The organism is Novosphingobium sp. UBA6272 (genome assembly GCF_002440635.1).
Taxonomy (GTDB): Bacteria; Pseudomonadota; Alphaproteobacteria; order Sphingomonadales; family Sphingomonadaceae; genus Novosphingobium.
This window is the reverse complement of record NZ_DJUW01000001.1, coordinates 1-18,715: the sequence shown is the minus strand read 5'-3', so window position 1 is coordinate 18,715 and position 18,715 is coordinate 1. Positions and strand designations below refer to the sequence as shown.

Genomic DNA, 18,715 nt, shown 5'->3' with positions numbered 1-18,715 from the left:
TTGAAGTGATGATTTCGTGCAGGGCTCGAAATGATCGGAGAACGCCAAATCACCCCCTCGCCAGCCGCTCCCGCACCCGTTCGTCGATCCGCGCATCGAGCATCGACAGCGGCATCACCCCGTCCTTCAGCACTTCGTGGAACCACGGCAGGCTGAACTTGGCGCCAAGCGCGACTTCGGCCTTTTCGCGCTGCTTGACCCAGGCCATGTGGCCGATCTTGTAGGAACAGGCCTGGCCCATCTGGGTACAATAGCGTTCAACCTCGCGCTGACTGCGCGGGCGGGCGAAACCGGTGGTGGCGACCATGTAGTCGGTCGCCTGCTCGCGGCTCCAGCGCTTGTGATGGATCCCGGTATCGACCACCAGCCGCGCAGCCCGGAACAGGAAGCTCTGCAGATAGCCCGCGCGCTCGATGCCTTTGTAGGCTCCGAGTTCGTCGGCCAGCTGCTCGGCATAAAGCGCCCAGCCTTCGCCATAGGCGGAGATGAACATGTTGCGCAGCAGCATCGGCAATTCGCCTGAGAGCTGCGCGTAGGAGCCCTGCAGGTGATGCCCGGGCGTGCCTTCGTGATAGGTCAGCGCGGGCAGCGAGTATTTCGGCCAGTCACCGTTGTCCTTGAGGTTGATCCAGTAGATCGCCGGGCGCGAACCATCGAGCGACGCGCGGTTGTAGTATCCGTTCGAGGCGCCGTCCTGAATCTCGACCGGAACCCGGCGGATCTCGAGCGGCTGGCGCGGCACTTCGGCAAAGGCCCTGGGCAGCCGTCCCCACATGTCGGCCACTCCGGCGTTGAGGCTGTCAATCAGGGCTTTGCGGCCTTCGTCGGTATTCGGATAAAGCTGTTCGGGTCGCTTGTTGAGTTCGGTCAGGCGCGCACCGACACTGCCTTGGGTCAGCCCCGCATCCTTCAGTATCACGTCGAGCTTCGCCGAAATGTCAGCCACCTGTTCGAGCCCGGCCTGGTGCACTTCGTCCGGGGTCATGGCTGTGGTCGTGGCCTGGGCCAGTGCGGCGGCATAGATTTCATCGCCGCGATTGAGCCGCCAGGCACCGTCGCCGGCCTTGGTGGTGCGGCGCAGCTGGGTCATCAGCGCAATCTGGCGGTCCAGCGCCGGATAGATCGCGGTTTCGATGATCCGGGCGGCGCGGCCCTGCCAGTCGCCGGTCAGCCCCTTGGCCTTGGCCTGTTCGCCCAGATAGCGCGCCATCGTGCTGTCAGCGGCAGGCTGACCGCGCAGCTTGGCCATCTGGCCCAGCGTCAGGTCGATCGACCAGCCCGGAGCGGCAAAGCCCCGCGCGGCCTGGATCCGCTGTTCGGCGCTATCTTCGTCAAGCACCCGGGCGAAGGCCGAAAGCCGCGAAAGGTAGGCCTCGCCATCGGCGGCATCGCCAACCGGGTGCTGCGAGGTCAGGAAATCGGGAATCTCGAAATAGGCCCCGCCCTGCTGGAAGATCGGATAGGGCCGCTGGACCGAGCCGATATCGAACCGGGTCGCCGCAATGGTGCGCTGCTCCAGCTGATAGATCGCCAGGGCGCGGTGACGCTTGCCGGCCTCGCTCAGGCCGGCGGCGGAGATCGCCTTGACCCGGGCCAGCCAGCGCTGGTTGCGGCCCAGATCGGCGCGGCGCTCGGCGGCGGTGGCCGGGCTGAGTTCACCGCGTAGGTGCGCCAGCTTGCCCTTGTCGACGCCCAGCGAGGTGGCAAATTCGGGCGAACGGGCAATGCCATCCTGGTATATCCCGTCGAGCAACACATGCAGCCGCTGATCGCCGCCAGCAGCCTTGCCCTTGGCGAACAGCGGGTCGGCCGCAAAGGCCAGCGCGGCAAGGCCGCTCGATGCGAGGAAATGCCTGCGGTCCATGCTATACTCCCGGTGTTGTCCAGTCGGGGGCATAGTGGAGCCGGAATGAAGCGGAAGGCAAGCCGTTCGACCAGCGGTTCCGCCGCTTCGACCAGCGTCAGGCGATCCGGTAGAATGCCGCGACTCGATCAAGCGCCAGCTTCAGTACCAGCTTGCCGCTGCGCACCGGCCAGGCCAGCGCCCGTTCTGCATCGGGCAAGCCTTCGCCCGCACAGACCACATGCCACAGGATGTCCGACAAGCCAGGGCCGGCAGCGCCGATCGCCCCATCAAACCGCTGGCGCGCGGCGAGTTGGCGTTCGCTGGCATGAAGCCCCTGCTCCCCCGCCCCGCCCTGAACCCGGACCGGGTCCCAGCGCATTGTGATTCCGGGGGCGATCTGGGCGCGTTCGAAATCGCGGCGCAGGCATTCCCCGGCGGCGAACTGCCGGTCGCTCAGGTGGCCGCGGGCGTGGAGCCAGGTCAGCGGGCTCTCGGCCAAATTAACCGTAACCGACCGCCGGCCCCTGGTGGGCGGGTGTGAGCTCGGTCCGGCCTCGGTCAATTCGCGTTCAACCAGTTCGCGCTGCATGGCATTCCCCTTCTTCGGCGTGGAATTGGCACTTGCCAAAAGCGCGATGTTGTAGGAAAGCGGAAAAACCATATTGGTTAGCAGGATCAGACCATGATCAACCGCATCCGCGCCATCCGCCGCGAAAAGAAGCTCACCCTGGCCGATGTCGCAGAGCGCTGTGTGCCTGCGACCACGGCGCAGACTATCGGCCGGCTGGAAACCGGAACCCGCCAGCTTTCGCTGACCTGGATGAACCGGATTGCCGCCGCACTAGGGGTCGAACCCGAATTGCTGGTGCGCGGCGATCAGGCCGAACAGCCGCAGTTCCTTGCCCGGCTGACCAGTGACGGGGCCGAAGCCCTGCCCGCGCCGCGCGATGCGATTCTGCCCACCCTGCTGGGCGGCGATGGTTCGCTGCTGGCGCTGGCGATCGAGGTCCCGGTCGGCCAGTACCGTGCCGGGGATCAGGTCTGGCTGCGTCAGCATGCCGCGGATCAGGCCGCACGGCTGCTCAACCGCGATGTTCTGGTGCCCAGGCCCGGCGGGCGCTTTGCCTTCGGCCGGATGATTGACCGCGATGCCAGCCGGGTGGCGATCTTGCCGCCGGACCCGGGCCAGCGTCAGATCGTGGTCGACAATCCCGCCTGGATTGCCGCCGCCGAAATGCTGGTGCGCCCGCTGTGAGCAAGCTGCGGGTGCTGAGCCTCAGCACGCTTTATCCCAATGACAGCGCGCCCAATTTCGGGGTCTTCGTCGAGCGACAGATGCAGGCGGTGATGAAGCGCGGCGATGTCGATCTGGTGTTGGTCAACCCGCTGGGCATTCCGCCCTTCCCGCTCTCGCGCCATCCGCGTTACCAGCCACTGCTGGCGCTTCCGGTTGAGGAGCTGCGCGGGGGGGTCAAGGTGCTGCGTCCGCACTTCACGCTGCTGCCGGGGCTGCCGGGCCGCAATGCCGCGGCCGAGGCGAAGGCGGTGCTGCCGCTGGCCCGGCGGCTACATGCGGAGATGCCGTTCGACCTGATCGATGCCCAGTTCTTCTACCCCGATGGTCCCGCCGCGGTGACCGTGGGCAAGGCGCTGGGCTTGCCGGTCAGCATCAAGGCGCGCGGCGCCGATGTGCACCATTGGGGCAAGGAACCCGCGACTGCACGCCAGGTTGTGGAAGCCGGGCAGACCGCCAAGGGCCTGCTCGCCGTCGCGGGTGGACTTGCGGACGACATGGCCGCGCTGGGAATGGACCGCAGCAAGATCACGATCCACCGGACCGGGCTCGATGCCGACCTGTTCCGGTCCTATGACCGCAAGATTTGCCGCGACCAGTTCGGCCTGCCGCGCGACAAGCCGGTGCTCGCCACAGTCGGCGCGCTGATCCCGCGCAAGGGACAGCAATTCGTGATCGAGGCGCTGACCCACCTGCCCGATGCCTTCCTGCTGCTGGCCGGCAAGGGCGAGGACGAAGCGATGCTGCGCCGCCGGGCCGAAGAGCTGGGCGTGGCCGACCGGGTCCGCTTTCTGGGCGCGGTACCGCATGGCGAACTGCCGCTGCTGCTCAATGCCGCCGATGTCGTGGTGATGCCCTCGTCAAGCGAGGGCCTGGCCAATGCCTGGGTCGAGGCGCTCGCCTGCGGCACCCCGGTGGTCACCACCCCGATCCCGGGCGCGCAGGAACTGCTGACCGATCCAGACTGGGGCCGGATGGTCCCACGTGACGGTGAAGCGATTGCCCGTGCCGTGCTGGACTTGCTTGCGCTGAAACCCGATCCGGAAACGGTCCAGGCCGCCGTCGCCGGGTTCAGCTGGAAGGCCAACGCCGAGGCACTGGTAACCCACTGGACCCGGCTGGCAGAGGTTTAGGCAGTCCCTTCGCGGGCCAGCCGCTCTTGCCGCTCCAGCTTGGATTCGGTCGGCACGAAGCTGTCCGCCTTGACATTGAGCCAGATCAGGATCGGCGCGGCCATGTAGACCGAGCTGTAGGTCCCGACGAAGATCCCCAGCGTGATCGCGGCGGTAAAGCCAAAGATCACCGGCGGGCCGAGCAGCAGCAGCGCGACCAGCGTGATCAGCACCGACAGCGAGGTCACGATCGTCCGGCTGAGCGTTTCGTTGACCGACAGATCGAGCAGCTCGGGCATCGGCATGCGGCGGTATTTCTTCAGATTCTCGCGGATCCGGTCATAGACGACGATCGTATCGTTGAGCGAATAGCCGATCAGCGTCAGGATTGCGGCGACAATGTTGAGATCGAACTCCATCTGGGTCAGCGCGAACATCCCCAGCGTCAGCGACACATCGTGGACCAGCGCGAACAGCGCTCCGACCCCGAACTGCCATTCGAAGCGGACCCAGATGTAGATTGAAATCGCCAGCATTGCCGCAAGCAGCGCCTGCATCCCAGTGCTGAACAGTTCGTCGGAAACCTTGCCCGAAACCGAATCCACTCCGTCGATCCGGACATCGGGATGCGCGGCTTTGATCGTTGTGGTGATTTTGTCGGACATCTGGTTGGCGAGGCCCGGATCCTGATCGAATCCCTCGGGCAGCTTCATCCGGATCGAAACCTCGTTCGGCTTACCGAATTGCTGGATAGTCGGTTCGCCATAGCCAAGCTTTGCGACGCTTTCACGCAGTTCAGCCACCGGCGCGGAGGGGGTTTGCACAAAGGTCACCCGGATCATCTGGCCGCCGATAAAATCGACACCCAGATTGAGCCCCTTGGTCAGAACCAGGCCCCATGACGCCAGGATCAGAATCGTGCTGACGACGTAGAACGGTATCCGCCAACGCAGGAACTTGATGTTGGTATTATCGGGAACGAGCTTGAGCAGTTTCATGACTTGGGTTCCCTCAGATCACGATATCGCTGGGACGGGTGCGGCGCAGCCAGCCGGCCACCCACATCCGGGTCAACCAGACGGCGGTGAACACCGAGGTTCCGATCCCGATCATCAGCACGATGGCAAAACCGCGCACCGGACCCGATCCGATCAGGAACATCAGCACGGCCGCGATGACGTTGGTAATGTTGGCGTCGAAGATCGCCCGGCTGGCTTCCTTGTAGCCCATGTCGACCGCCGCGACGACGTTGCGCCCTCTCGCCCGCTCCTCTCGGATGCGTTCGTTGATCAGCACGTTGGCGTCGACCGCCGCACCGATGGTCAACACGAAACCGGCAATGCCCGGCAAGGTCAGGGTCGAATCGATCATCGCCATGATCCCCAGGATCATCAGCGCGTTGATGACCAGCGCGATGTTGGCATAGACCCCGAAGCGTCCGTAGGTGACCATGATGAACAGCCCGAGCAACGTAGTGCCGACACCAAAGGCAATGACGCCCTTGCGGATCGAGTCGGCCCCAAGGTCCGGCCCGACCGAACGTTCCTCGACCACCTTGAGGTCAACTGGCAGCGCGCCCGAGACCAGGGCAATCGCCAGCTGGTTGGCGCTTTCGGTGGTGAAGCTGCCGGAAATCCGCGCCTGCCCGCCCAGGATCGGTTCCTGGATGTTCGGCGCGGAGAGGACCTTGCCGTCCAGCACGATCGCAAAGGGCTTGCCGACATTTTCGGTGGTCAGGCGGGCGAACTTGGCGCCGCCGGCCTGATCGAAGGTAATGCTGACCAGCGGTTCATTGGTCTTGTCGTCGTTGCTGGCGACCGCATTGGTCAGCTGATCGCCTTTGATCCCGCCATAGCGCTTGACCGCCAGACGGCCCGTGCCGTCCTTCTCTGGATTGGCATAGGGCAGCAATTCCGACCCGGCCGGAGCTATACCTTGCTGTACCAGCGTCGGATCGGCCATGTAATCGACCAGTCGGAACTCCAGTTTGGCAGTCTGGCCAAGCAGGTCTTTAAGCGCCTTTGGATCCTTGAGCCCGGGGACCTGTACAACGATGCGGTTTTCACCCTGGCGGATGATCGTCGGTTCACGCGTGCCCATCTTGTCGATGCGCTTGCGGACCACGTCGGTGGCCGAATCCATCGCCATGCCCTGGGCCTGCTTGATCCCGGCCTCGGTCGGGGCCAGCACGATCTTGCCGCCATCGACCTTGAGATCCCAGTCGCGCTGGCCCGAGAGCGAGGCGCCGCTGGTCAGCGTCTGCAGCGCTTCGCGCGCGGCATCGCCCTTGGTCGGATCGGTCACCATGAAGCTGACCGTGCCGTCCTTGGTCGAAACGTCGCCGATCGCGATCTTGGCCTGGCGCAGGCGGTTGCGCACGTCTTCGGCCATGGTGTCGAGCCGCTGGCGGCGGATCTGGTCCGAGCTCGCTTCAAGCAGGATGTGGCTGCCCCCGGCAAGGTCGAGGCCAAGGTTGACCTTGGGATCGATCAGCCGGTCAGGCCAATGGAGGTTCGAGACAGCGAAGATCGAGGGCAGCGCCGCGAGGCAGGCGACAATTGTCAGCGCCCACAGCGAGATCCGCTTCCATAGAGGAAAATCGAGCATGGAAATGGCCTTCGGTTCAGTCGTTGGCCGCGCCGGCCGGCGGGACCACATCGGCCAGGGTGGACTTCAGCGCCTTGACGCGAACGTTGGGGGCGATTTCCACCTCAGCATAGTGATCGTCGACCTTGATCACCTTGGCCAGCAGGCCGCCGCCGGTCAGCACCTGATCGCCCTTCTTGATCTGCGAGATCTTGGCCTGATGCTCCTTCTGGCGGCGCATCTGCGGGCGGATGATCAGGAACCAGAATACGGCGACCATCGCGACGAGCGGAAGGAACTGCATCCATGCCGGGGGCGATTGGCCTGCGGCAGCTGCGGCGGAAAGAAGGGGGAGAATCGAGCTGGTCATGGCCGTGGTCTTGCATCCCTGAAACTGGCGCTCCGGCTGTCCGGAGCGGAATTGCGCGCGCCTAGCAGCAATGCCTTGCGATAGCAACGCGCCGCCCCCCGGCCAGTGCCTCAGATGGCGCCTGCCGCGCCGGGTTCAAGAGCAGGCGCGATCTTTGTTGCTGCACCTTGCCAAGCCGTCCGCCGCTGCCTATAGGCCCGCTCCTCTCCCCGCCGCTTCGGCATGCCGGGGAACCGGTCGGGACGTAGCGCAGCCTGGTAGCGCATCACACTGGGGGTGTGGGGGTCGGAGGTTCGAATCCTCTCGTCCCGACCATTTTCTTCTTGTCAGACTATTTGCCATTCCACTGCGGCGCGCGTTTTTCGGCAAAGGCGCGCGGGCCTTCGCGGGCGTCGTCGCTGGCGGCCCAGGCCTGGAACGCAGGGTGAGCAGACTGCATCCGCATGGCGGCAGCAATATCCGGCTCGGCAAGGCCGGCCGCGACCAGTTCCTTCGAGGCGCGGATCGAAACCGGTGAGGCGCGCAGGATATCGGCGCACCAGCGATCGATCGCGGCGTCCAGTTGGGTATCGGGTACCACTTCGGTGACGAAGCCCAGCGCATAGCCCTCCCCGGCCCCGACCCGCCGCGAGGCGAGAATCATGCCCATCGCTTGTTTGGCCGGCACCATCCGCGCCAGCCGGTGCAAACCGCCACCCAAAGCGACCGCCCCGACCAGTGGCTCGGGCAAGCCGAAGCTCGCGCTTTCGGCGGCGATTATCAGATCGCAGGCCAGCGCCAGTTCGAACCCGCCGCCGAGCGCCAGGCCATTCACGGCGGCTATGATCGGTTTTTGACAGTCAAACCGTTCGATCAGTCCGGCATAGCCATGAGGCGGATAGGGCTGCCGGCCCTCGGTAATGGCGGCTTTCAAGTCGGACCCGGCGCAGAAGGCACGCCCTGCCCCGGTCACGACGCAGACCTGTTCGTCTTCCGCCGCGGCAAAGGCATCAAAAGCTGACTCCAGCTCATAGTGCATCGCGTGATTGATCGCGTTGAGCACTTCCGGGCGGTTGAGCGTGATCCGCCGCACTCCGCCACTTGCCGTGCTTTCGATATGCTTCATGCCCGCCCTCGCCTCGGATGCGTCGATCGCAGCAGGTTTTCACAAAGCGCGATGCTTGACCAGAGAGGCGAATGATTTTCCTACAAGAACCATTTTGGTTATCTTGTTCGCATCCTCTCGCCAAAGGAGCACGCAATGCCAATCCTCGAAGCCCTTATCGGACCCGTCGCCGCAATCATCGACAAGGTCATCCCGAACCCAGCCCAGCGCGACAAGGCCAAACTGGAACTCCTGGCCATGCAGGGATCGCAGGAACTGGCCGAAATCCAGGCCCGCCTCTCCGCGATCGTCGCCGAGGCCAATTCGCACGACCCGTGGACCAGCCGCGCCCGGCCCAGCTTCCTTTATGTGATCTATGTGCTGCTGCTGTGGGCACTGCCGATGGGTCTGCTCGCCGCCTTCAGCCCGCAGACCGCCAAGGAAATCGCCGAGGGCATGAACGCCTACCTTTCCGGCCTGCCAGAGCCGCTTTATGCGCTGTTCGGCACCGGCTACCTTGGCTACACCGCCGCGCGCCAGTGGGGCAAGATTGCCGGCAGCGACAAATAAACCGCATTCCGCGCCCGGCCTTGGTTAGTTTCAGGTAATCTTTCCGCGCTATGGATCAGGCTTGCATGGACGGCACAGGGCTGTCCGGGAGTTGCCTGTGAGCGGATCGCACCACCCATTGCCCAAGGCCGGACGCCTCGCCACTGCGCTATTGCTGGGCGGCGCACTGCTGCTTGGTGGATGTGGACGTGACACCGACGGCGCAGAAAAGCTTGCCGAGATCAACGCCGCCGCGCTGCGCGCCGAACAGGCCGCCGAACGCGCCGAAGCGGCTGCTTCCAAGGCCGAAAAGGCCGGCCAGCCGCAAGTGATCGAAGCCGATCCCGACGCGACCGAGGATGCGGAAGACGCCGCCGTCGCCGCCGAGAACGAACCCCTTTCAACCGAACCCGAAATCAAGGGCTGACGCCTTTCGGCTTGCCCGTTCGGGCCGCGTGGTTATGGAGATTCGCGATCCGATCCATCGCGGAAAGCCAGCACCTTGCGCAAAGTCCTTGTCCTCAACGGCCCCAATCTCAACCTGCTCGGCACGCGCGAGCCGGAGATTTACGGGCATGAGACCCTGGCCGATATCGAAGCGCGGCTGATCGCCCAGGGCGAAGCGCTGGGCGTCGAAGTCGAATGCCGCCAGAGCAACCACGAAGGCGTGCTGGTCGACTGGCTGCACGATGCGCGCGGTCAGGTTCACGCCGTGCTGCTCAATGCCGGGGCCTATACCCACACCTCGATTGCGCTGCTCGATGCGATCAAGGCAACCCAGCTCAAGGTGATCGAAGTTCACCTGTCCGACCCGGAAACCCGCGAGCCGTTCCGCCACCTGTCCTACATCGGCATGGCCGCGATCGATTGCGTCAAGGGCCTCGGTGCGCGCAGCTATGAGGTTGCGCTGGAGCGCGCCGCCGCGCTTTAGGCTTGCCTCTCCGGCTGCATCGCCGCATAGGCGGAAGCCCTGTTGAGATAACAAGGCCAGAGAAAAAATCTCATGAGCGATACCAAGGGCGCCAACCGTTCGGGCGGCATGAACATCGACAGCAAGCTGGTGCGTGAACTGGCGGAACTCCTTGCCGAAACCGGCTTGACCGAGATCGAGGTCGAAGATGGCGACCGCAAGATCAAGGTCGCGCGTCAGGCTGCTGCACAGCACTTTGCCGCCGCTCCGATGGCGGCTCCCGCTGTCGCCGCCGCTCCGGCCATGCCACTGCCGGCCGCTGCCGAGCCAGCAGTGGCCGCACCGGCGGCTGATGCCAATGCGCTGAAATCGCCGATGGTCGGCACCGCCTATCTGACACCGGAGCCGGGCGCGGCACCGTTCGTTTCGGTCGGAACCCAGGTCAAGGCCGGCGACACCCTGCTGATCATCGAGGCGATGAAGGTGATGAACCCGATCACCGCCGACAAGGCTGGCACGATCACCGCAATCCTGGTCGAGAACGCGCAGCCGGTCGAATATGACCAGCCGCTGGTCGTGATTGCCTGAGGCCGGATAAACCATGGGCATTTCCCGGATCCTGATCGCCAACCGCGGCGAGATCGCGCTGCGCATTCACCGCGCCGCTCATGAAATGGGGATCGAGACGGTGGCGGTTCACTCCACCGCCGATGCCGATGCCATGCACGTCCGGCTGGCCGACCATGCGGTCTGCATCGGCCCGCCGCAGGCCAAGGATTCCTACCTCAACGTCGCGGCGATCATCTCGGCCGCCGAAATCACCCACGCCGACGCGATCCACCCCGGTTACGGCTTTCTTTCGGAGAACGCCCAGTTCGCCGAGATTGTCGAAAGCCACGGCATCACCTGGATCGGGCCCAAGCCCGAACACATCCGCACCATGGGTGACAAGATCGAGGCCAAGCGCACTGCAGGCGCGCTCGGTCTGCCGCTGGTTCCGGGTTCCGACGGCGCGGTCAGCGACATTGCCGAGGCCAAGGAAATTGCCGAGAAAGCCGGCTATCCGGTGATCATCAAGGCTGCCAGCGGTGGCGGCGGGCGCGGCATGAAAGTCTGCAACGGCCCCGACGAGCTCGAAACGCTGATCCAGCAGGCCGGGACCGAGGCCAAGGCCGCGTTTGGTGACGCCACCGTCTATATCGAAAAGTACCTCGGCAATCCGCGCCACATCGAATTCCAGGTGTTTGGCGACGGCAATGGCGAGGCGATCCACCTGGGCGAGCGCGACTGTTCGCTGCAGCGCCGCCACCAGAAAGTCCTGGAAGAGGCCCCCTCCCCGGTCATCAGCCCAGAAGAGCGCGAGCGGATGGGCGGAATCGTCGCCAGGGCGATGGCCGACATGGCCTATCGCGGCGCCGGTACGATCGAGTTCCTGTGGGAAAATGGCGAGTTCTATTTCATCGAAATGAACACCCGCCTGCAGGTTGAGCATCCGGTGACCGAGGCAATCACTGGGGTCGATCTGGTCCGCGAACAGATCCGCATTGCCGATGGCAAGCCGCTCTCGGTCAAACAGGATGATATCGAGTTCAACGGCCATTCGATCGAATGCCGGATCAACGCCGAAGACCCCTGGACCTTCGCCCCCTCGCCCGGGCTGGTGAGCAATTACCACCCCGCCGGCGGGATGAATGTCCGCGTCGATTCAGGGCTTTACGCCGGATACAAAATCCCGCCCTATTACGATTCAATGATCGCAAAGCTGATCGTCAAGGGCCGCACCCGCGAAGGCTGCATCATGCGGCTGAAGCGCGCGCTGGAAGAAATGGTGATCGGCGGCGTCAAGACCTCGATCCCGCTGCACCAGGCGCTGATGAGCGAGCCGGACTTCATCCACGGGGACTATACGATCAAGTGGCTAGAGGAGTGGCTGGCCAAGCGGGCGGGCTAGCAGGTCAAGCCCTTTGGCTAATCCCACTCGTTCCTCTTGGCTTTGCCAGTTTGGTGAAACTCTTTCAGCAATTCCACAACTGACATGAAGTCTCGATTCTCACTCGCGAGACGATTTGCGTTTGCCCAGTCAATATCTTGTCTCTCTCGCGCCGGAATACGGATTTCGCTCTCATCCGGATTGCCGCTGTTCAATTGGATCAAGCCCGTGCCATGGAGCGAGCAGAGGATTTGTAATTCCTTGAGTGTCTCGTCCGACTGAATTTCGGAGGCAACCAAATATCCAAAGTTAGCCCATGAACTGTTTGAGACTGTTTGGAAAAATGACTCTCGGACGTTCGACCTGTTCAAGACAAGTTTGACCTCAAAGGCCCAGACCCGAAACTTTCTCGCACCGGAAATTGAGTGGAGATCGCGAACAGCTCCAGAAAGGTCTGTGGTGAGATCTTCCATCGCTACCAAATCGGGGAAAAGCCACCGGTTTCCCTGAGGTCCGCGGCGATTTGAAGCGGTTTTTTCATCAATTCGCTTCGCGAATAGCCCCCATTCAGAAGACAGGTATCTGACTAACTTTGGGTAAAGATCACTCTCGGTTTCTCCCCGCGCGTCAACTTCACTTATCGACCCGACTTCATCAGCTGATTCCGCAGCTTCTGCGATTGCCTCGTCGCTAAACTCGGACCAGAAATATTTTCGTGGTCGTTCTGCTGTGGTCCGAACAGCATTCCATTTTTTCTCAATCGTGGGTCGATTCGCGCCAATTTCTGCGACAATCTGCTGCATTAAGTCGGCTTCTGTCGAAAGACGCTTGCTCGATGCTAGCTTCTCAGCGCTCTCACCAGGATAATTCTCCATAATCCATTGCGCGATATCTCTCGCCGTGAATCTAACCCCCGGTTTTGCCTTCAAGCATTCTACCACACGTGTATTTAGTCGAAGTCCCATGCCATTATTCCAACGGCACCCCAGGCATCTGCTTCGCCGTCCGGATCGTGAGCGAAGTCTTCACACTCGCCACATTGGGCGCAGGGGTCAGTTTGCTGGTCAAAAACTCCTGAAAGCTCTGCAAATCCTTGCTGACGATCTTCAGGATAAAGTCGATCTCGCCGTTGAGCATATGGCATTCGCGCACTTCGGGCAGGTCGCGCATCGCTTCTTCGAACTGGCGCAGCGAATCCTCCGCCTGGCTCTTGAGCGAAACCATCGCAAACACCGTGATCGCAAAGCCCAGTTTGGAAGCATCGAGATCGGCGTGATAGCCGCGGATTACGCCCGATTCCTCGAGCGCGCGGACACGGCGCAGGCAGGGCGGCGCGGTCAGCCCGACGCGCTGGGCGAGCTCGACATTGGTTACCCGGCCCTCTTCCTGCAGCTCGGCCAGCAAGCGACGGTCGATCGAATCGAGATTAGCCATGCCACCCACCCCTTGCTTGCGCCGCACTAACGCAATGACGCGCGATTCGGCAACTTTCACCACAGTCTGCGTCGCGATGCGATAATATTATTGTTTATGGCCGCAACTGTCCCGCTTTGCAACGCACCTTTCGCTGCCCGTTTTGGCTGGGGACAAAACTGGTAAACAGCCTCGCGCGCACTGTGCGCCTGCCATACCGGGAACTGCATGCATTTCGACGACCGCCTTGGAACCGTGCTGCGCCTGCGTGCCGGCAGCGGGGCGGTGCGGCGGATCCAGTTCCGCCAGTTGCTTGACCTGCTCGGCACCAGTCCGGCCCAGACGCGGGGCGAACAGCTTGATGCGGCCTATGTCCGGCTGGGCGAACTGGCCAAGGAAATCCCGGCAGCTGAACGCGCCGCGATGATCGGCGATGCCGGCCTGCGGCTGCGCTCGCCGCGACTGGTCGCGGCACTGGCCGAGGGCGAACCCGCGGTTTCAGCCGCCGCCCTGCAGCGGGCAAGGCTTTCGGACGACCAATGGCTCGATCTGCTCCCAGCCTTGCCCCCATCGAGCCGCCCCTACCTGCGGCTGCGGCGCGATCTATCACCGGCAGTGGGCGAGTTGCTGGCCCGGCTGGGCGTTACCGACCGCGGGCTCCCGCCGGTCCAGCCAGCGCCGCTGCCAGAATCGGAAGTCGCAGTTGAGCCTTTGCCTGCACCAGCCTCCGTTACCGCGTCCACGATCGAGTCCGAGGCGCAACCCGAACCGGAACCGCAGCCGGTGGCAGAAGCAATTGCAGAGCCTGGTCGGGAACCCAGCTTGCCCGAGCCGCCGGTGATCCTGCACCCAGCCCCGATCCGGGAAGAGACCGGCATTGGCGCAATCGTCAAACGGATCGAGGCCTATCGCCGCACCAAGCAGGTGATTGACCACGTTCCGGCCAACGATTCTCCGCGCCTTCCGCTCGATGAAGGCCATGTGCTCGAAGTTCCGGAGCGGGCTTCGGCGTTCGATTTCGCGACCGATGCCGAGGGCCGGATCGTGTGGAGCGATCCCGGCGTCGCACCGTTGGTCAGCGGCCTGCGCATCGCCGGCACGGTCCAAAACGCGGAATTCGCCAAGCTTTACAGCCGCCGTCAGCCGCTGCACGCGTGCCCGATCAGTCTCGCCGGGGCGGCCCCGATCGCAGGCGATTGGCAGCTCGATGCCGCACCGTGGTTCGATCCGCTGACCGGCCATTTCCTGGGCTATCGCGGCCGCCTGCGCCGCCCGTCCTTGAAAGCGCCGCTGGTCCCCCCGGTCACCGAGAGCCCGGCCGACCGGATGCGCCAGATGCTCCACGAACTGCGCACCCCGGTGAACGCGATCCAGGTCGGCGCAGAGATCATCCAGCAGCAGCTGTTCGGCGCCACCCCGCACGAATATCGCGCGCTGGCCGCCAGCATTGCCGGCGACGCCGCGCGGATGCTGTCCGCCTTCGAAGAGCTGGACCGGCTGGCCAAGCTCGATTCCGGGGCGATGGAGCTCGATGCCGGAGAGACCGATCTGGCCGCCGTGATAGCGGCCACAGTCGGCCAGCTTGGTAGCCACACCGCGTCGCGCGGCAGCGGCTTTACGGTGAAGGATGAAGCTGCGTCGCTGCCAGTCGGCCTCGCCCGGTTGGAGGTTGAGCGGATCGCCTGGCGCCTGCTCGCCACGCTGGCCGGGACAAGCGCGCCGGGCGAAGTACTGCGGCTCAAGCTGCGTGAGCACGGCGGCATGGCGCGGGTCGATATCGGCCTGCCCGCGGTCCTGGCCGCGCAAAAGGGCGATGCCCTGTTCGAAGCGGGTGCCGGCGCAATTCCGCAGGTCATTTCGGCCGGCGTGTTCGGGGTCGGCTTTGCCCTGCGCCTTGCCCGGGCCGAGGCGCGCGCCGCCGGTGGCGACCTGATCCGCAAAGATGACAAGCTGCGCCTGACCTTGCCGGGCTTGACCACGGGCGATGGCGCTCATACCCAAGACGCCGCACAATCGGCCGACTGACCGGCACACGATAGACGGGGGCCAAGGTAAGGTGGTGGAGCGTTGCATTGCCGAGATGCCCGCCCAGGCCGATTTCGTGCGCTTCAAGCCGGAATTCGGTCAGCGCTTCATCGTCACCGTCGATACCGAAGAGGAATTCGACTGGAGCCGGCCGATCGAACGCAGCCGCCATACCGTGCAGACCGTCGCCCGGCTCGCGCGGTTCCAGGAATTCTGCGAGGCACAGGGCGTCTGCCCGATCTACCTGATCGACTATCCGATCGTCGAAAGCTCTGCCGCCGCAGGGATCCTGCGCGATGCGGTTGCCGCCGGCAAGGCCGAGGTCGGAGTTCAGCTGCACCCCTGGGTCAACCCGCCGTTTGAGGAAGAGGTGACCGAGCACAATACCTTTGCCGGCAACCTTCCCGAAGCGCTGGAACGCGCCAAGTTCCGCAACCTGCGCGATGCGATCGAGCGCGAGATTGGCGCCCCGCCGCTGATCTACCGCGCCGGCCGCTATGGCGTTGGGCCCAATACCGCCGGGATTCTGTCCGAAGGCGGGATCGCGATCGACAGCTCAGTCCGCGCCCGGTTCGATTACAGCGCCGGCGGCGGACCGAATTTCCGCGACCTGCCGGTGCGTCCTTGGTGGATTGATCGGGACGCCGGGCTGATGGAGTTGCCCTTGACCACGGTCTATTGGGGCCTGCTGCGCCAGCTTGGGCAGTTCCTCTACGCCCGGATGTGGCGAGTGCCGCGGCTGCGTGGCGCGCTGGCGCGGATCGGTCTGCTCGAACGGATTCCATTGACCCCCGAAGGCGTGACGATCGAAGAGGCGATCCGCGGGATCGACATCGCGATCGACGAAGGCCTGCCAGTGCTGGTCTTCTCGTTCCACTCTCCGTCGCTGGCGCCGGGCTATACCCCCTATGTCCGCAACGAGGACGATCTCGACGCGCTTTATGACTGGTGGCGGCGGGCCTTTGCCTATCTCCGGCAGCGGGAGATCGCCCCGACGCGGGTCAGCGAACTGATCGAGTCGGTCGAGCTTGCCTAAGCGCGCCGGCCAAGCTAACGCCGCGCGGCATTACGCACATGGGCCTGTAGCTCAGTTGGTTAGAGCTGGCCGCTCATAACGGCTAGGTCGCGGGTTCGAGTCCTGCCGGGCCCACCAGTGCGAATGATGCCGAACCCGGTCGGGGAGTAGCGCAGCCTGGTAGCGCATCTGCTTTGGGAGCAGAGGGTCGCAGGTTCGAATCCTGTCTCCCCGACCAACACTCGATTTCAGGTGATCTCATCCGAAATCGAGTTTTCTCATAAAATGGCTTAATATCAGCATATTCAGCCCACTTTTTCATCCCATTTGGGTTCATTCGATCCCAGCCCAGCCCGCTTCGATGTTGGTAACCGTGTTGGTCTTTTTCGGACCCTCTGCTAAATTACCAACATGCTCACAGACACTGCCATTCGCGCACTGAGGCCCGGAGATCGTCCGATCAAGAAGGCGGACGGCGGCGGGCTCTTCATTCTGGTCACACCCGAGGGAAAGAAGCACTGGCGGCTGGCATACCGATTCCTGGGCAAGCAAAAGCTGCTCTCCGGAGGCCCCTATCCGCTTGTAAAGCTGGCAGATGCCCGCAAATGGCGTGACGATGCGAAGCTCGAACTTCTCGCGGGGCGCGATCCCAGCGAGGTGCGCAAGGCGACCAAGCGCGCCCTGATCGAGGCAACTACCAACACTTTCGAGGAAGTTACCAACGATTGGATCGAGGCACGGCGCTGCGCATGGTCGCCGCGCTATGCCCGCGTGGTCGAAACCCGGCTGCGCGAGGACATCTTCCCTACGCTCGGCAGCAAGCCGATCACTGCGATCGATCCGCCAATGCTCCTGGCTGTGTTGCGCAAGATCGAGGCGCGCGGTTCGATCGAGATGGCACACCGCGTCCGCAACTATTGCAGTGAGGTGTTCCGCTTCGCGATCGCCATGGAACTGTGCCGCAGCGATCCGAGCCGCGACATTGGCCCTGCCATGAAGCGGCCGCCGCCTGTCCAGCATCGGGCCAAGGTTGAAGCGCGCGACCTGCCGGCATTCTTTGCCGGTCTCAGCCGCGACCAGGCCGAACCGATGAGCCATCTCGCACTACGCTGGACCATCCATACAATGGTCCGCACCCAGGAAACGCGCTTTGCCGAATGGAGCGAGTTCGAGGACCTCAACACCGACAACCCGATCTGGCGGATCCCGGCGCACCGGATGAAGATGCGTACAGAGCATATCGTACCCCTCTCACCGCAGGCAGTCCGCCTGCTTGAGGAGATCGATGCGGCGAACGCCTATCGCCAGGCGGGCAACGAGCGTTACGGCAAGTTCCTGTTCCCTGTCGCCAGCAGCAAAACCGGAACGATCAGCGAGAACCGGATGCTCGACGTGATGTATCGCATCGGGCTGCGCGGCAAGGCCACGGTCCATGGCTTCCGCGGTCTTGCCAGCACAGTGCTCAACGAGTCCGGCCTGTTCGAATCCGACTGGATCGAAATGCAACTCGCCCATGTTCAGCGCGGCGTGCGCGCAGCTTACAACTCGGCGCGCTACCTCACCCAGCGCCGGGACATGATGCACTGGTGGTCAGACTATCTCGACGAGGCCGAGCGCAAGGGCCTGAGCGGCCATCACGCCAGGACCTGATTGGCGCCCACAGGCTTCGATGCAAATCGATAGGCAGCAGGATCGGCAATCCAGGTATCGATTGCGGACTCATGCCAGCCAGCACCGTGGATGCTTATACGCACCTGGGGCGGGAACGTCCCGTCGGCGATCTTGCGATAGACGGTGGAGCGGGAAAGCCCGGTGCGGGCGAGTACGGTTTTCAGGCGGATGATGCGTTCGGAGTGGGACACGGTGTTAGTTCCATCTAGGCTCAGTCGTTGCGCCCCTCCTGAAAGAACATAATGGGAACCTTTTTCCGAGTTGGCAATAGGCGATCTTCTTCGCGGATTGCCCCTTCACTCACCGAGTTTCGCCAGCTTGAACAGTCCTGGGACGACCTCGGAACCATAGGGAAGCTAGCGGACTTCACGCGCGCGACTGGGCCGAGATGAGGTTGGCAAGCCGATTGCATTGGATGTGTTGCAGCGATGGCACATTCGAAGGGTGTGGCCGCTTTGTTCGACGCTGCTGACAGTCTCCTTTTGTCGACGAAAGTGAGGTATGCAGCCTTTCTCTCAGAATCGTCACCTTCTTGCAGTGTCACGCAATCTCATTGTCGATGAGGCTGGCCATTGACAGGGCGGGAGCAACCGCTTGTGCAAGTTTCTCGGACATGCCCGCGATGACCATCAGTGATTCTCGATAAGCTTCAATCCTCTGCCTTTCAGGGTAAATTCTAGCAAACGACGTCGTCATCACCCGCAGCCTCTCAAGCCAGTTTTCTTCAGAGGCTTCGCAAGCCGACGCTAAAAGAATTTGACGGGCTAAGGAGCTTCTTAAATGGACATCGTCGTCTTTGAAGCGCCTGAAAACGATGTTGATCAGATCATCTGACAGACCTGCGTCGCGCCATCTTGCGGCAATGTGCAAATTCATCTCGACTGCGTGGATTGGCCTGCTGCCGGTTTGG

20 protein-coding genes and 3 tRNA genes are annotated in these 18,715 nt (G+C 63.3%); 13 read left to right on the top strand and 10 right to left on the bottom strand.

Features of this window, described 5'->3' with window-relative positions:
• Positions 1-49: 49 nt before the first annotated feature.
• On the bottom strand, positions 50-1,864 hold the full coding sequence (locus B2V17_RS00115) for a DUF885 domain-containing protein (protein ID WP_292993933.1): 1,815 nt from the start codon (positions 1,862-1,864) through the stop codon (positions 50-52).
• Between the two features lie 97 nt (positions 1,865-1,961).
• Positions 1,962-2,435 carry a DUF6456 domain-containing protein gene (locus tag B2V17_RS00110; protein WP_292994112.1) on the bottom strand — a complete coding sequence of 158 codons (474 nt, stop codon included), beginning with the start codon at positions 2,433-2,435 and terminating at the stop codon, positions 1,962-1,964.
• A gap of 93 nt (positions 2,436-2,528) precedes the next feature.
• On the opposite strand from B2V17_RS00110, the gene B2V17_RS00105 reads away from it, so the two are divergent.
• Both B2V17_RS00105 and B2V17_RS00100 read left to right on the top strand, forming a co-directional pair.
• Complete coding sequence (locus B2V17_RS00105) at positions 2,529-3,101, top strand: helix-turn-helix domain-containing protein (protein ID WP_292993931.1); 573 nt, start codon at positions 2,529-2,531, stop codon at positions 3,099-3,101.
• A gap of 5 nt (positions 3,102-3,106) precedes the next feature.
• Positions 3,107-4,273: a glycosyltransferase gene (locus B2V17_RS00100; RefSeq protein ID WP_292994110.1), complete on the top strand. Its 1,167-nt coding sequence runs from the start codon at positions 3,107-3,109 to the stop codon at positions 4,271-4,273.
• Here the strand turns inward: B2V17_RS00100 and secF are convergent.
• The 3 genes from secF to yajC are packed head-to-tail and all read right to left on the bottom strand — an operon-like array spanning position 4,270 to position 7,208.
• A complete protein-coding gene (gene secF / locus B2V17_RS00095) occupies positions 4,270-5,250 on the bottom strand; it encodes a protein translocase subunit SecF (RefSeq protein ID WP_292993929.1) in 981 nt (326 codons plus the stop codon). The two genes, B2V17_RS00100 and secF, sit on opposite strands and share 4 nt — an antisense overlap.
• Before the next feature lie 13 nt (positions 5,251-5,263).
• Complete coding sequence (gene secD, locus B2V17_RS00090) at positions 5,264-6,859, bottom strand: protein translocase subunit SecD (RefSeq protein WP_292993927.1); 1,596 nt, start codon at positions 6,857-6,859, stop codon at positions 5,264-5,266.
• Between the two features lie 16 nt (positions 6,860-6,875).
• Positions 6,876-7,208 carry a preprotein translocase subunit YajC gene (gene yajC, locus B2V17_RS00085; protein WP_324475604.1) on the bottom strand — a complete coding sequence of 111 codons (333 nt, stop codon included), beginning with the start codon at positions 7,206-7,208 and terminating at the stop codon, positions 6,876-6,878.
• A 238-nt stretch (positions 7,209-7,446) separates the two neighbouring features.
• On the opposite strand from yajC, the gene B2V17_RS00080 reads away from it, so the two are divergent.
• Positions 7,447-7,523 (top strand) — tRNA-Pro (locus tag B2V17_RS00080).
• Between the two features lie 16 nt (positions 7,524-7,539).
• Here the strand turns inward: B2V17_RS00080 and B2V17_RS00075 are convergent.
• A complete protein-coding gene (locus B2V17_RS00075) occupies positions 7,540-8,313 on the bottom strand; it encodes an enoyl-CoA hydratase-related protein (RefSeq protein WP_292993923.1) in 774 nt (257 codons plus the stop codon).
• A gap of 135 nt (positions 8,314-8,448) precedes the next feature.
• Here B2V17_RS00075 and B2V17_RS00070 point away from each other — a divergent pair, with 135 nt between their 5' ends.
• From B2V17_RS00070 to accC, 5 genes are all read left to right on the top strand, one after another.
• Positions 8,449-8,862 (top strand): holin family protein, encoded by a 414-nt coding sequence (locus B2V17_RS00070; RefSeq protein WP_292993921.1) that lies wholly within the window; start codon positions 8,449-8,451, stop codon positions 8,860-8,862.
• 97 nt (positions 8,863-8,959) lie between these two features.
• The gene (locus B2V17_RS00065; protein ID WP_292993919.1) at positions 8,960-9,268 is read left to right on the top strand and encodes a hypothetical protein; all 309 of its coding nucleotides are present in this window, start codon (positions 8,960-8,962) and stop codon (positions 9,266-9,268) included.
• Between the two features lie 75 nt (positions 9,269-9,343).
• Positions 9,344-9,772: a type II 3-dehydroquinate dehydratase gene (gene aroQ / locus B2V17_RS00060; protein ID WP_292993917.1), complete on the top strand. Its 429-nt coding sequence runs from the start codon at positions 9,344-9,346 to the stop codon at positions 9,770-9,772.
• A 72-nt stretch (positions 9,773-9,844) separates the two neighbouring features.
• Positions 9,845-10,339 carry an acetyl-CoA carboxylase biotin carboxyl carrier protein gene (gene accB, locus B2V17_RS00055; RefSeq protein WP_292993915.1) on the top strand — a complete coding sequence of 165 codons (495 nt, stop codon included), beginning with the start codon at positions 9,845-9,847 and terminating at the stop codon, positions 10,337-10,339.
• A 13-nt stretch (positions 10,340-10,352) separates the two neighbouring features.
• Positions 10,353-11,702: an acetyl-CoA carboxylase biotin carboxylase subunit gene (gene accC, locus B2V17_RS00050; RefSeq protein ID WP_292993913.1), complete on the top strand. Its 1,350-nt coding sequence runs from the start codon at positions 10,353-10,355 to the stop codon at positions 11,700-11,702.
• Between the two features lie 17 nt (positions 11,703-11,719).
• Here accC and B2V17_RS00045 read toward each other — a convergent pair whose 3' ends face one another.
• Positions 11,720-12,610: an HrgA protein gene (locus tag B2V17_RS00045; protein WP_292993911.1), complete on the bottom strand. Its 891-nt coding sequence runs from the start codon at positions 12,608-12,610 to the stop codon at positions 11,720-11,722.
• Between the two features lie 40 nt (positions 12,611-12,650).
• Complete coding sequence (locus tag B2V17_RS00040; protein WP_292993909.1) at positions 12,651-13,115, bottom strand: Lrp/AsnC family transcriptional regulator; 465 nt, start codon at positions 13,113-13,115, stop codon at positions 12,651-12,653.
• Positions 13,116-13,322: 207 nt separating this feature from the next.
• On the opposite strand from B2V17_RS00040, the gene B2V17_RS00035 reads away from it, so the two are divergent.
• The 5 genes from B2V17_RS00035 (at position 13,323) to B2V17_RS00015 (ending at position 17,784) form a co-directional block, all read left to right on the top strand.
• Positions 13,323-15,119 carry a histidine kinase dimerization/phospho-acceptor domain-containing protein gene (locus B2V17_RS00035; RefSeq protein WP_292993907.1) on the top strand — a complete coding sequence of 599 codons (1,797 nt, stop codon included), beginning with the start codon at positions 13,323-13,325 and terminating at the stop codon, positions 15,117-15,119.
• Positions 15,120-15,174: 55 nt separating this feature from the next.
• The gene (locus B2V17_RS00030) at positions 15,175-16,155 is read left to right on the top strand and encodes a polysaccharide deacetylase family protein (RefSeq protein ID WP_292994108.1); all 981 of its coding nucleotides are present in this window, start codon (positions 15,175-15,177) and stop codon (positions 16,153-16,155) included.
• Between the two features lie 40 nt (positions 16,156-16,195).
• Positions 16,196-16,272: transfer RNA gene (locus B2V17_RS00025), tRNA-Ile, on the top strand.
• Positions 16,273-16,295: 23 nt separating this feature from the next.
• A tRNA-Pro gene (locus B2V17_RS00020) sits at positions 16,296-16,372 on the top strand.
• Positions 16,373-16,545: 173 nt separating this feature from the next.
• Positions 16,546-17,784, top strand: coding sequence for a tyrosine-type recombinase/integrase (locus B2V17_RS00015; protein ID WP_292993905.1), 1,239 nt, complete (start codon positions 16,546-16,548; stop codon positions 17,782-17,784).
• On the opposite strand, the gene B2V17_RS00010 is transcribed toward B2V17_RS00015, so the two are convergent.
• A complete protein-coding gene (locus B2V17_RS00010; RefSeq protein ID WP_292993903.1) occupies positions 17,769-17,996 on the bottom strand; it encodes a helix-turn-helix transcriptional regulator in 228 nt (75 codons plus the stop codon). The two genes, B2V17_RS00015 and B2V17_RS00010, sit on opposite strands and share 16 nt — an antisense overlap.
• 349 nt (positions 17,997-18,345) lie before the next feature.
• On the bottom strand, positions 18,346-18,715 hold a 370-nt coding region (locus B2V17_RS00005; RefSeq protein WP_292993901.1), incomplete at its 5' end, for a hypothetical protein.

Coding starts and splice junctions, on each gene's coding strand:
- B2V17_RS00115 (WP_292993933.1), bottom strand. CDS start 1,864: ATGGACCGCAGGCATTTCCTCGCATCGAGCGGCCTTGCCGCGCTGGCC.
- B2V17_RS00110 (WP_292994112.1), bottom strand. CDS start 2,435: ATGCAGCGCGAACTGGTTGAACGCGAATTGACCGAGGCCGGACCGAGC.
- B2V17_RS00105 (WP_292993931.1), top strand. CDS start 2,529: ATGATCAACCGCATCCGCGCCATCCGCCGCGAAAAGAAGCTCACCCTG.
- secF (WP_292993929.1), bottom strand. CDS start 5,250: ATGAAACTGCTCAAGCTCGTTCCCGATAATACCAACATCAAGTTCCTG.
- secD (WP_292993927.1), bottom strand. CDS start 6,859: ATGCTCGATTTTCCTCTATGGAAGCGGATCTCGCTGTGGGCGCTGACA.
- yajC (WP_324475604.1), bottom strand. CDS start 7,208: ATGACCAGCTCGATTCTCCCCCTTCTTTCCGCCGCAGCTGCCGCAGGC.
- B2V17_RS00075 (WP_292993923.1), bottom strand. CDS start 8,313: ATGAAGCATATCGAAAGCACGGCAAGTGGCGGAGTGCGGCGGATCACG.
- B2V17_RS00070 (WP_292993921.1), top strand. CDS start 8,449: ATGCCAATCCTCGAAGCCCTTATCGGACCCGTCGCCGCAATCATCGAC.
- accB (WP_292993915.1), top strand. CDS start 9,845: ATGAGCGATACCAAGGGCGCCAACCGTTCGGGCGGCATGAACATCGAC.
- accC (WP_292993913.1), top strand. CDS start 10,353: ATGGGCATTTCCCGGATCCTGATCGCCAACCGCGGCGAGATCGCGCTG.
- B2V17_RS00040 (WP_292993909.1), bottom strand. CDS start 13,115: ATGGCTAATCTCGATTCGATCGACCGTCGCTTGCTGGCCGAGCTGCAG.
- B2V17_RS00035 (WP_292993907.1), top strand. CDS start 13,323: ATGCATTTCGACGACCGCCTTGGAACCGTGCTGCGCCTGCGTGCCGGC.
- B2V17_RS00030 (WP_292994108.1), top strand. CDS start 15,175: ATGCCCGCCCAGGCCGATTTCGTGCGCTTCAAGCCGGAATTCGGTCAG.
- B2V17_RS00015 (WP_292993905.1), top strand. CDS start 16,546: ATGCTCACAGACACTGCCATTCGCGCACTGAGGCCCGGAGATCGTCCG.